The 11,764-nt window shown below is 74.3% G+C and carries 8 protein-coding genes, 1 pseudogene and 1 riboswitch; of the genes and pseudogenes, 4 read left to right on the forward strand and 5 right to left on the reverse strand.

Annotation, left to right across the window (positions count from 1 at the left end):
- Positions 1–9 precede the first annotated feature (9 nt).
- The 3 genes and pseudogenes from cbiT to ABZU75_RS04225 all read left to right on the forward strand — a co-directional run.
- Positions 10–579 (forward strand): annotated as a pseudogene (cbiT, locus tag ABZU75_RS04215) (precorrin-6Y C5,15-methyltransferase (decarboxylating) subunit CbiT); the annotation flags it as partial.
- A complete protein-coding gene (gene cobM / locus ABZU75_RS04220) occupies positions 576–1,325 on the forward strand; it encodes a precorrin-4 C(11)-methyltransferase (protein ID WP_355549323.1) in 750 nt (249 codons plus the stop codon). The pseudogene cbiT and the gene cobM, both read left to right, overlap by 4 nt.
- Before the next feature lie 14 nt (positions 1,326–1,339).
- The gene (locus tag ABZU75_RS04225) at positions 1,340–2,080 is read left to right on the forward strand and encodes a cobalt-precorrin-6A reductase (protein WP_355549325.1); all 741 of its coding nucleotides are present in this window, start codon (positions 1,340–1,342) and stop codon (positions 2,078–2,080) included.
- Here the strand turns inward: ABZU75_RS04225 and ABZU75_RS04230 are convergent.
- The 3 genes from ABZU75_RS04230 to ABZU75_RS04240 all read right to left on the reverse strand — a co-directional run bounded on the left by ABZU75_RS04230 (position 2,068) and on the right by ABZU75_RS04240 (position 5,730).
- Positions 2,068–3,591, reverse strand: coding sequence for a precorrin-2 C(20)-methyltransferase (locus ABZU75_RS04230; RefSeq protein ID WP_355549327.1), 1,524 nt, complete (start codon positions 3,589–3,591; stop codon positions 2,068–2,070). The genes ABZU75_RS04225 and ABZU75_RS04230 overlap by 13 nt on opposite strands.
- 97 nt (positions 3,592–3,688) lie before the next feature.
- Positions 3,689–4,315, reverse strand: coding sequence for a precorrin-8X methylmutase (locus ABZU75_RS04235; RefSeq protein ID WP_355549329.1), 627 nt, complete (start codon positions 4,313–4,315; stop codon positions 3,689–3,691).
- Positions 4,312–5,730: a precorrin-3B synthase gene (locus ABZU75_RS04240; RefSeq protein ID WP_355549331.1), complete on the reverse strand. Its 1,419-nt coding sequence runs from the start codon at positions 5,728–5,730 to the stop codon at positions 4,312–4,314. Before ABZU75_RS04240 ends, ABZU75_RS04235 begins: the two co-directional genes overlap by 4 nt.
- Before the next feature lie 15 nt (positions 5,731–5,745).
- A riboswitch (cobalamin riboswitch) is annotated at positions 5,746–5,950 on the forward strand.
- A gap of 31 nt (positions 5,951–5,981) precedes the next feature.
- Here ABZU75_RS04240 and cobN point away from each other — a divergent pair.
- Positions 5,982–9,638: a cobaltochelatase subunit CobN gene (gene cobN / locus ABZU75_RS04245; protein WP_355549333.1), complete on the forward strand. Its 3,657-nt coding sequence runs from the start codon at positions 5,982–5,984 to the stop codon at positions 9,636–9,638.
- A 183-nt stretch (positions 9,639–9,821) separates the two neighbouring features.
- Here the strand turns inward: cobN and ABZU75_RS04250 are convergent, their stop codons facing one another.
- Positions 9,822–11,168: a cobyrinate a,c-diamide synthase gene (locus ABZU75_RS04250; protein ID WP_355549335.1), complete on the reverse strand. Its 1,347-nt coding sequence runs from the start codon at positions 11,166–11,168 to the stop codon at positions 9,822–9,824.
- Positions 11,162–11,764, reverse strand: coding sequence for a cob(I)yrinic acid a,c-diamide adenosyltransferase (gene cobO, locus ABZU75_RS04255; RefSeq protein WP_355549337.1), 603 nt, complete (start codon positions 11,762–11,764; stop codon positions 11,162–11,164). The genes ABZU75_RS04250 and cobO overlap by 7 nt, the downstream gene beginning before the upstream one ends.

The following is an 11,764-nucleotide window of genomic DNA, read 5'->3' on the forward strand; positions in this document are numbered from 1 at the left end:
CACGTCCCGCTCCCCCGCGTCCCCGGGCTGCCGGACGAGGCGTTCGAGCACGACGGGCAGCTGACCAAGCGCGAGGTGCGGGCGGTCACCATGTCCCGCCTCGCGCCCGTCCCCGGCGAGCTGCTGTGGGACGTCGGCGCGGGTGCGGGAAGCATCGCGATCGAGTGGATGCGCTGCCATCCCGCGTGCCGGGCCGTCGCGGTGGAGAGCCGCCGGGACCGGGCGGAGCGGGCCGCGCGCAACGCGGCCGCGCTGGGAGTGCCCGAGCTGGAGGTCGTCGTCGGCGCGGCCCCCGGCGCGCTCGCCGGGCTGGCCGTGCCCGACGCCGTCTTCGTCGGCGGCGGCGCGACGGTCCCCGGCGTGCTGAGCACCTGCTGGGCGGCGCTCAGGCCGGGCGGCAGGCTGGTGGTCAACGCGGTGACCCTGGAGTCCGAGGCGGTCGTGGCCGACTGGTACGGCAGGCACGGCGGAGACCTGGTGCGCCTCGCGGTCGGCCGCGCCGCCCCGGTCGGCGGCTTCACCGGCTGGCGGACGATGATGCCGGTGACCGTCTGGTCATCGGTCAAGGAGGAGTCTTGACGGCCAGGGTGTGTTTCGTCGGAGCGGGCCCCGGAGCCGCCGACCTCGTCACGGTGCGCGGCCTGCGGGTGATCGCCTCGTCCCCGGTGTGCCTGTACGCCGGGTCGCTGGTGCCGCGCGAACTGCTGGACGACTGCCCGCCCGGGGCACGGCTGGTGGACACCGCCGGGCTCACCCTCGATGAGATCGTCGCCGAGATGGCCGGCGCGCACGCGGCCGGGCTGGACGTCGCCCGGCTGCACTCGGGCGACCCCTCCGTCTTCAGCGCGATGGCCGAGCAGATGCGGCGGCTGGACGCGCTCGGCATCCCGTACGACGTGGTGCCGGGCGTCCCGGCCTTCGCCGCCGCGGCGGCCTCGCTGAAGCGGGAGCTCACCGTGCCGGGAGTCGGGCAGTCCATCATCCTCACCCGTACGTCCGCGCGTGCCACGCCGATGCCGGAGGGCGAGGACCTGGCCACGCTCGGCGCGAGCCGGGCGACCATGGTGCTGCACCTGGCCGTGCAGCGGATCGAGGCGGTCGTCACGGAACTGCTCCCCGCCTACGGCGCCGACTGCCCGGTCGCGGTGGTGGCCCGGGCGAGCAGGGACGACGAGGTGATCCTGCGGGGCACCCTGGCCGACATCGCCGAGCGGGTCAGGGCCGCCAGGGTGCTGCGGACGGCGGTGATCGTGGTCGGGCGGGTGCTGACGGCCTCGGCGTTCCCCGACAGCCACCTCTACTCGGCGGACAGGTGCCGGAATTGACCGGCGGGACCGAGATGAGACGCCTGCTGATCCTGGGAGGGACCGCGGAGGCCAGGGCGCTGGCCGCCCGGCTGGACGGGCGGGCGGATCTGCACGTGGTGTCCTCGCTGGCGGGACGGGTCGCCAACCCCAGGCTCCCGGTCGGCGAGGTGCGCGAGGGTGGATTCGGCGGCCCCGAGGGGCTCGCCGACTGGCTGCGGGAGCACGCGATCGACCTGGTCGTCGACGCCACCCACCCGTTCGCCCGGCGGATGACCGCATCGGCCGTCGCGGCCTCCGCCGGCACCGGGGTGCCGCTGCTGGTGCTGCGCCGTCCCGGCTGGCGCCAGGGTCCGGACGACGACTGGCGCTGGGTGCCCACGCTTGAGGCCGCCGCCCGCCTGCTGCCGGAGCTGGGCAGACGGGTCTTCCTCACCACCGGCCGCCGCAGCCTGGCCGCGTTCACCGGCCTTGACCTGTGGTTCCTGGCCAGGTCCGTCGATCCGCCCACCCCGCCGCTGCCCGGCCGGACGGTGGTCGTGCTCTCCCGGGGGCCGTACACCCTGCGCGGAGAGCTGGAGCTGATGCGCGAGCACCGCGTCGAGGTGCTGGTGACCAAGGACAGCGGCGGCGAGATGACCACCGCCAAGCTGGCCGCCGCGCGGGAGCTGGGGATTCCGGTGGTCATCGTACGGCGGCCGCCGATCCCCGGCGGTGTCCAGCTGGCGGACACCGCCGAGGCCGCCGCGGCCTGGGTGGAGGCTCAGGCCGGGTAGCGGCGCGGGGTGTAGACGACGGGCCGTCCGCCGCGTTCGGTGAGCCGGGTGGTGGACGAGCCCACGATCAGCAGGCAGCGCATGTCGATCTCGGCGGGGTCGAGGTCGGCCAGCTCCACGACGCGCACGCTCTCCGCCGGGCCGCCGACATCCCGCCCGATGACGACGGGCGTGTGCGGGGAGCGGTGTTCGAGCAGCAGGTCGCGCATGGCGGCCACCTGCCAGGTCCGGCTCCGCGAGGCCGGATTGTAGATCGCCAGTACCAGGTCGGCCCGCGCCGCGGCGGTGATCCGGTCCGCGACGACCTCCCACGGCTTGAGCAGGTCGGACAGCGACAGCACGCAGAAGTCGTGACCCAGCGGAGCCCCGGCGCGACTGGCCACCGCCTGAGCGGCGGTCAGGCCGGGCAGCACGCGTACCTCGACGTCGGCGAACCTCGGCTCGGACGCGACCTCGAGCACCGCGCTTGCCATGGCGAACACCCCCGGATCGCCCGAGGAGACCACGACCACCCGTGATCCGGCGGCGGCCAGCTCCAGCGCGTGCGCGGCGCGCTCGGCCTCGACCCGATTGTCCGTGGGGTGGCGGCGCTGGCGCGGGTTGGGCGGCACCCGGTCGAGGTAGGGGCCGTAGCCGATCAGTTCGTCGGCCCGGGCGAGGGCCTCCTGCACCTCGGGGGTCAGCCACGGCCGCCCGGCGGGGCCGAGCCCCACCACGACGACCTCGCCGCGCCGCCCGTCCCCGGCCTGTTCCTCGCGGTCGGCCACGGCCTTCGCGGAGAACGGCGTGAGCGGGCTGGGCAGCAGCGCGAGGGAGAAGTAGGGGACCGACTCGGGGTCGACGTCCGCCAGCGGCTCGATGCGCTGTTTACCGGTGGTGGCCCGCTCGACGTACCAGGCGTCGTCGAGGCGACCGGCCTCGGCGAAGGCGGCGCGGACCTTCTCGAAGGTCCTGCCGAGTTTCAGCACCGCGGCCGAGTCGGCGGCGGCCAGCCGCTCGGCCAGCACGTCCGCCGGGAGCGTGCCGGGCAGCACGGTCAGCGTCTCGTCCCGCTCGACCAGTGGGCGGCCGAGCACCGCGGCGGCCCCGCTGATCGAGGTCACCCCCGGCACCACCTCGGTCGGGTACCGGTGCGCGAGCCGCTTGTGCATGTGCATGTAGGAGCCGTAGAAAAGCGGGTCGCCCTCGCAGAGAACCACCACGTCGCGCCCGGCGTCCAGGTGCGCGGCCAGCCGCACGGCGCAGTCGGCGTAGAAGTCGTCGAGCGCGCCCTGGTATCCGCCGGGGTGGTCGGTGGTCTCGGTGGTCACCGGATAGATCAGCGCCTCCTCGACCTGGTCTCCCCGCAGGTAGGGCAGGGCCACCGACCTGGCGATGCTCCGCCCGTGCCGGGCGCTGTGGTAGGCGATCACGTCGGCCGCGCCGAGCAGCCTGGCCGCCTTCACCGTCACCAGCTCCGGGTCTCCCGGCCCCAGTCCGACCCCGTACAGGCACCCGAGATCCCCGCTCAACCCGCTCACTCCTCCTCACCCGCGATCACGTTGACGGCAGCCGCCGCCACCGCGAGTCCGACCCCGTACAGGCACCCGAGATCCCCGCTCAACCCGCTCACTCCTCCTCGCTCGCGATCGCGTTGACGGCGGCCGCCGCCATCGCGCTGCCGCCCCTGCGTCCGTGCACCACCAGGTGGTCGAGTCCGGCCGGGTGCTCGGCCAGGGCCAGCTTCGACTCCGCGGCCCCGATGAAGCCGACCGGCACGCCCAGCACTGCGGCCGGGCGTCCGGCACCCTCCTCGACCAGTTCGAGCAGGCGGAACAGCGCGGTCGGCGCGTTGCCGATCGCGACCACCGCGCCGTCGAGCCGGTCGCGCCACAGTTCCAGCGCCGCGGCGCTGCGGGTGGTGCCCAGCCGCAGCGCCAGCTCCGGGACCCGCGGGTCGCCGAGTGTGCAGACCACCTCGTTCGCCTTCGGAAGCCGTCGCCTGGTGACGCCGGAGGCGACCATCATGGCGTCGCACAGCACGGGCGCGCCGTCGCGCAGCGCCTCGCGCGCCGCCGTGACGACTCCCGGCGACCACGCGAGGTCGTCGACGAGGTCGATCATGCCGCAGGCGTGCACCATGCGGACCGCGACCTGGGCGACGCCCGGCGGCATGCCGCCGAGGTCCGTCTCCGCGCGGATGGTGGCGAAGGAGCGGCGGTAGATCTCCGCCCCGTCCCTGATGTAGTCGATCACTTTCCCTCTCTGGTCGCCGCCACCGCGGCGCTCGTCTGCTCGGCGTCGGCGAACGTACGGCTCACGCCGTCCGCCTCGACGCGGTATCCGTCTCCGGTCGCGACCACGTCCACGACCCGGCCACGCGGGCGTCCGCACCGCCGCTCGCAGCCCGACCAGTGCACGGGGAGCGCACGGGTGCGGCCCCGCGAGGGGTGGACGTCGTCAGGACCGTCCGCACCGGACTCGGAACCGGTGCCGCCGTTCGCGCGCACACCCGCATGGACGTCGGCGTGGACGTCGGCGAGGGCCTTGGCGCATCCGGGCCGGCCGGCGCAGGCGGTCAGGCCCAGCCACGGCGACGCCGGGTCGCCGACCAGGCCCGCGGCCGTGAGCGTCGCCCGCAGGCCGTCGGCCTCCGGCGGCGGCAGGTCGGGGACGACGATCGTCCGCCACGGCGTCACCCGGACCTCTCCCCCGCCGTGCTCGGCCGCCTGGGCGAGCGCCTCCAGCTGGGCCGCCGTGAGCCGTCCGAGCGCGGCGAGAACGGTGAGGGCCGACCATTCGTCACGCTGCGCGGCGACCCCGATTGTGCCGCTGTCCACCGTTCGCGCCCGTCGTACGGCGGGGGCGGACAGCCGGAGAGCCGGCTCCGTCCCGAGCCCGCGGACCGAGACCCGTACTGGGCCGTCGGTCAGCTCGGCGAGCCGCCACGCGCCCGACCCCTGCTCGGCGCGCTCGGCCAGGAACGCCTCGGCGACCGCGAGCATGCCGGTGACGGCGGAGGAGACGGGTGCGCGCAGCCCCAGGTCGGCACCGGCGAGCAGCAGCGCCACCTCGGAGACGTCCGCCGAGGCGTCCACCGGATCGACCGGCAGCAGCGTGACGTCCGCGCCGAGAGCCGCCATGTCGCCCGAGCCGTCGTCGAGCGCGAAGAGGAACCGGCCGGGCAGGTCGGCGAGCACGGGCCGGGCGCAGAGTTCCCCGTCCAGCTCGGACACGAGCGGACGGACGTCGAGCAGGCTCGCGGGTGCCCGCCCGGCCAGGGGTGAGGCCACGATGTTGCGTACCCGCTCATGCGTGGCCGACGGTAGCAGCCCGGCGGCGGCCAGCCGCACGGCGAAGTCGGATGCCGGGGAAAGCCGCCGGCCGTCGTCCGGAACGCGCGTGTCGTCGCGTGCCGGGTGCACGACGGGAAGGGGCTCGCCGTCCTGCGGCGGGAGGCCGCGTACCTGGAGGTTCGCCCGGGAGGTCAGCTCGATCACGCCGGATCCGAGCTCCCGGGCGGCGGCGGCGACCACGCGGAGCTGACGCGCCGTGAGCGCCCCGCCGGGAACCCGGATCCGCGCCAGGCCGCCGTCGGCCGCGGCGTGCACCTGGAGCGCTCCGGGACACGCGTCGGCCCGGGTTCTTCCGGGAGGGTCGGTTATTGACACGCAGTGGATGGTAGCTCCCATTTCTTTACGGATGTCCGCCTGGCATAGTGTGACCTAGGCGACGGCGCAGGGAGGAAGCCGGTGTGAAACCGGCGCGGTCCCGCCACTGTAACCGGGGAGCGAACCCCACCGAAGGCCACGGTCCGGCAACGGACGGGAAGGCCGGGGTGAGCGTTGATCCGGGAGCCAGGAGACTCCTGCCGTCGCGATGACGACGACCCGGGGCGAGGACCCCGAGGGAGGACTTCTGCATGCGTTCCGTGCCGCCCACCCCGCGATCGGCCGTGCCACCCGCGCCGCCTGCCGTCCTGCTGCTGTCGACCTCCGACACCGACCTGCTCAGCGCGCGGACGAGCGGTGCGAACTACCGGCTCGGCAACCCGGCGAGGCTGTCCGCCGAGGACCTGCCCGCGCTGACCGAGGGCACGGACCTCGTGGTCGTGCGACTGCTCGGCGGACGCAGGGCATGGCAGGACGGGCTGGACGCGCTGCTCGCCGACCGGCGGCCCGTCGTGATCCTCGGTGGCGAGCAGGCCCCCGACGCCGAGCTGATGGAGCTGTCCACGGTGCCCGGCGGGGTCTGCGCCGAGGCGCACGCCTACCTCGCGCACGGCGGTCCGGCGAACCTGGCCCAGCTGCACGCCTTCCTCTCCGACACGGTGCTGCTCACCGGGTACGGCTTCGCCCCGCCCGCGCCCACCCCGAGCTGGGGCCCCCTCGAACGTGTCGCGCGACGCACCGAGGGCCCCGTCATCGGCGTGCTCTACTACCGCGCGCACCACGTCGCGGGCAACACCGCCTTCGTCGAGACGCTCTGCCTGGCCATCGAGGAGGCGGGCGGCCAGGCCCTGCCCGTCTACTGCGGTTCCCTGCGCAGCGCCGAGCCCGACCTGTTCGACACGCTCCGGGCCGCGGACGCCCTGGTGGTCACCGTGCTCGCCGCCGGGGGCACCCGCCCGGCGACCGCCTCGGCGGGCGGGGACGACTCCGCGTGGGACGTCGGCGCGCTCGCCGAGCTGGACGTGCCGATCCTGCAGGGCCTCTGCCTGACCACGGGAAGGGACGCCTGGCGGGAGAACGACGACGGCCTGTCCCCGCTCGACGCGGCCTCCCAGGTGGCGATCCCCGAGTTCGACGGGCGGATCATCACCGTGCCGTTCTCCTTCAAGGAGGTCGACGACGAGGGCCTGACCGTGTACGTGGCCGATCCCGAGCGGGCCTCGCGGGTGGCCGGCATCGCGGTACGGCACGGCCTGCTCCGGCATGTCCGGGCACCGGAACGGCGGATCGCGGTGATGCTGTCGGCGTACCCGACCAAGCACTCCAGGATCGGCAACGCGGTCGGCCTGGACACCCCCGCCAGCGTGGTCAGGCTGCTCACGGCCATGACGGAGGCCGGGTACGACCTCGGAGACGGTTTCCCCGGCGTGGCGGAGCGGGACGGCGACGCGCTGATCCACGCGCTGATCGCGGCAGGCGGCCAGGACCGGAACTGGCTCACCGAGGAGCAACTGGCCGCGAACCCGGTGCGGATCCCGGCCGCGCGCTACCGGGCGTGGTTCGAGACGCTGCCCGAGGACCTGCGGCACGGCATCGAGGCGCACTGGGGGCCGCCGCCGGGCGAGTTGTTCGTCGACCGGAGCCGCGATCCCGACGGCGAGATCGTGCTGGCCGCGCTGCGCGCGGGCAACCTCGTGGTGATGGTCCAGCCGCCGCGCGGCTTCGGGGAGAACCCGGTCGCCATCTACCACGACCCCGACCTGCCGCCGAGCCACCACTATCTGGCCGCCTACCGGTGGCTGGCCGACGACTTCGGCGCGCACGCGATCGTGCACGTCGGCAAGCACGGCAACCTGGAGTGGCTGCCCGGCAAGTCGGCGGGGATGTCGGCCTCCTGCGGCCCCGACGCGGCGCTCGGCGACCTGCCGCTGGTCTACCCGTTCCTGGTGAACGACCCCGGTGAGGGCACGCAGGCCAAGCGGCGGGCGCACGCCGTACTGGTCGATCATCTGGTGCCGCCGATGGCCCGCGCGGAGACCTACGGCGACATCGCCCGGCTGGAGCAGCTGCTGGACGAGCACGCCTCGATCGCGGCCATGGACCCGGCCAAGCTGCCCGCCATCCGGGCGCAGATCTGGACGCTGATCCAGGCCGCCAGGCTCGACCACGACCTGGGCGTCGACGACCGGCCGCAGGACAGCGGGTTCGACGACTTCCTGCTGCACGTCGACGGATGGCTCTGCGAGGTCAAGGACGTCCAGATCCGCGACGGCCTGCACGTGCTCGGCAGCGCCCCCGAGGGGAAGGCCCGCGTCGACCTCGTGCTGGCCATGCTCCGCGCCCGCCAGATCTGGGCCGGTCAGGAGGCACTCCCCGGCCTGCGTGAGGCCCTCGGCCTGGCCGAAGACGGCGGCGCCGCGAGGGTGAGCGTGGACGAGGCCGAGTCGCTGGCCCGCGCCCTCGTCGAGGGCATGGAGGAGCACGGCTGGGACCCGTTCGCCGTCTCCCCCGTCACCGCGTCCGTCCTCGCCGACGGAAGTGACCGCGACTCCGGAGTCCTGGCCGCCGTGGAGAAGGTGCTCGGGTTCGCGGCCAGGGAGATCGTGCCCCGGCTCGCCAGGACCACGGACGAGATCGGCGCGGTGCTGCACGCGCTCGACGGCGGTTACGTCCCCGCCGGGCCGAGCGGGTCGCCGCTGCGCGGGCTGATCAACGTGCTGCCGACCGGGCGGAACTTCTACTCCGTCGATCCCCGGGCGGTGCCCAGCAGGCTGGCGTGGGAGACCGGGCAGGCCATGGCCGACTCCCTGCTGGAGCGGTACCGCTCCGACACCGGTGAGTGGCCGCGCTCCGTCGGGCTGTCGGTCTGGGGCACCAGTGCCATGCGCACGGCGGGCGACGACGTGGCGGAGGTGCTCGCGCTGCTCGGCGTGCGGCCGGTCTGGGACGAGGCGTCCCGGCGGGTCAGCGGCCTCGAACCGATCCCGCTCGCCGAACTCGGCCGGCCCAGAATCGACGTGACCGTCCGGATCAGCGGGTTCTTCAGGGACGCCTTCCCGCACGTCGTCACCATGCTGGACGACGCCGTACGGCTGGTCGCGGGCCTCGCGGAGGCCGCCGGGGAGAACTACGTGCGGGCACACGCCGACGCCGACCTGGCCGCGCACGGCGACGAGCGGCGGGCCACCCTGCGAATCTTCGGCTCCCGTCCGGGCGCCTACGGCGCGGGCCTGCTGCCGCTGATGGAGAGCGGGAACTGGCGCGACGACGCCGACCTGGCCGAGGTGTACGCGGTCTGGGGCGGCTTCGCCTACGGCCGCGACCTCGACGGAACACCGGCGCGGCAGGACATGGAGAGCGCCTACCGGCGGATCGCGGTGGCCGCGAAGAACGTCGACACCCGCGAGCACGACATCGCCGACTCCGACGACTACTTCCAGTACCACGGCGGGATGATCGCCACCGTGCGGGCGCTCACCGGCCGGGCGCCCGCCGCGTACGTGGGCGACAGCACCCGTCCGGACGCGGTGCGGACCAGGACCCTGCACGAGGAGACCGCGCGGATCTTCCGCGCCCGGGTGGTCAACCCCAACTGGCTGGCGGCGATGCGCAGGCACGGGTACAAGGGCGCGTTCGAGCTGGCCGCCACCGTGGACTACCTGTTCGGCTACGACGCCACGACGGGCGTGCTGGCCGACTGGATGTACGACAGGCTGGCCGCCACCTACGTCCTGGACCCGGAGAACCGGGCGTTCATGGCCGCGTCGAACCCATGGGCGCTGCACGGCATCGCCGAACGGCTCCTTGAGGCGGCCGACAGGAAGATGTGGGAGCACCCCGACCTCGAGATCATGACGGCCCTGCGGGAGGCGTACCTCACCATCGAGGGCGACCTGGAGGACCGCTGACCCGCCCCCCGGGGTGAGGGTGGTTCAACCGATGCCGCCGGACTTGGAGCCATCGGATCGGTGCGGGCGGAGATGTACGCGCGTGATGTGACCACCTTTGTGCAGGATGCCGCCGGGCTCGGAGTCATCGGACCGGTGCGGGGCCCTGAGGTGAAGGCGGTTCGATCCCGGAGTGAGGGCGGTTCAGCCGATGGCCGCGACCAGGCGTTCGGCCAGCTCGGGGCTGCCTGCCCAGTGCAGGTGCAGGTAGGAGGCGGCCAGCAGGGGCTCGGCGAAGCCGTCGGCCGCGCCCCTCCAGCGGAACAGCGGCGGCGTCGCGTGCCCGGGATCGGTGGCCGTGCGGTGGAACTCGTGGCCCCGGTAGCGCTCGCCCTCGCGGGTGAGCACGGACTTGGCGGTCGCCACCGCGTCGCGGTAGCCCAGCGTGAGCCTGCCGGTCATCGTCGCGGTGATGTCGAGCCTTCCGCACATGGGATGGCCGTCCAGCTCGCGCGCCAGGTAGAGCAGCCCGGCGCACTCGGCGACGATCGGGCCGTCGAAGGCGGCCACCCGGCGGCGGAGCGGCTCGTTGGCGGACAACTCCGCCGCGTACATCTCGGGGAAGCCGCCGCCGATGACGACCGCCCCGGCGTTCTCGGGGAGGCACTCGTCCCTGAGCGGGTCGAAGGTCGCCACCTCGGCCCCCGCCGCCGCGAGCAGCTCGACCTGCTCGGCGTACCCGAAGGTGAACGCCGCCCCGCCCGCCACGGCCACGACCGGCCGCCCACCGGACGCAGTCACGGTCACAGACGGGGACGGGGACGGGGGCAGGGCCGGAGTCCAGGGATGCGCGGGCAGCGGCGGCGCCGAGCGCGCCAGGGCCACCAGTCCTTCGAGGTCGCAGGAGTCGGCGACCAGGGCGCCCATCCGCTCCACCGCCGCCACCGCGTCCCCGCTGCGCTCGGCCGCCGGGATCAGCCCGAGATGGCGGGAAGGGGTCGCCACCCCGTCCACCCGCGGGATCACGCCCAGTACGGAGATGCCGCTCTCGTCCAGCGCGGCGCGGCAGATCTCCTCGTGCCGCGGCGAGCCGACCCGGTTGAGGATCACCCCGGCCAGCCGGACCCGGGTGTCGAAGGAGGCGAAGCCCTGCACGAGCGCGGCCACGGACCTGCCCTGCCGCGCGGCGTCCACCACGAGGACCACCGGCGCGCCGATCAGCCGGGCGACGTGCGCGGTGGAGGCGAAGTCCCCGCTCCCGGCACCGTCGTACAGGCCCATGACCCCCTCGACCACGGCGATGTCCGCGTCCCGCGCACCGTGCAGGAAGAGCGGCGCGACCCGGTCCTCACCGGTCAGCCAGGGGTCGAGGTTGCGGCCGGGGCGCCCGGTGGCGAGCGCGTGGTAGCCGGGGTCGATGTAGTCGGGTCCCACCTTGTGCGGGGAGACCCGCAGACCCCGCGCGCGCAGCGCCGCCATCAGGCCGGTCGCGACGGTGGTCTTCCCGCTGCCCGAGGACGGCGCGGCGATCACCAGTCGCGGCACTACCATTCGATGCCCCTCTGGCCCTTCTGCCCGGCGTCCATCGGGTGCCTGACCTTCCCCATCTCGGTCACCAGGTCGGCGACCTCGACCAGCCTCGGGTCGGCGTCCCTGCCGGTGATCACGACATGCTGGTTGCCCGGCCGCGCGACCAGGGTGGCGACCACGTCGTCCACGTCCAGCCAGCCCCATTTCAGCGGGTAGGTGAACTCGTCGAGGACGTAGAAGCGGTAGGTCTCCGCGGCCAGGTCACGCCTGATCTGCTCCCAGCCCTCGCGGGCGTCGGCGGCGTGGTCCTCCTCGCTGCCCGGCCGCTGGATCCACGACCAGCCCTCGCCCATCTTGTGCCAGGTCACGCTGCCGCCCTCGGCGGACTCGCCGAGCACCAGGAGCGCCCGTTCCTCGCCGATGCGCCACTTGGCCGACTTGACGAACTGGAACACCCCGACCGGCCAGCCCTGGTTCCAGGCGCGCAGCGCCATCCCGAAGGCGGCGGTGGACTTCCCCTTGCCCGGCCCGGTGTGCACGATCAGCAGCGGCCGGTTGCGGCGCTGGCGCGTGGTGAGCCCGTCCTCGGGCACCGTGTCCGGCTTGCCCTGCGGCAT

This window comes from Streptosporangium sp. NPDC005286 (genome assembly GCF_040607515.1).
Taxonomy (GTDB): Bacteria; Actinomycetota; Actinomycetes; order Streptosporangiales; family Streptosporangiaceae; genus Streptosporangium.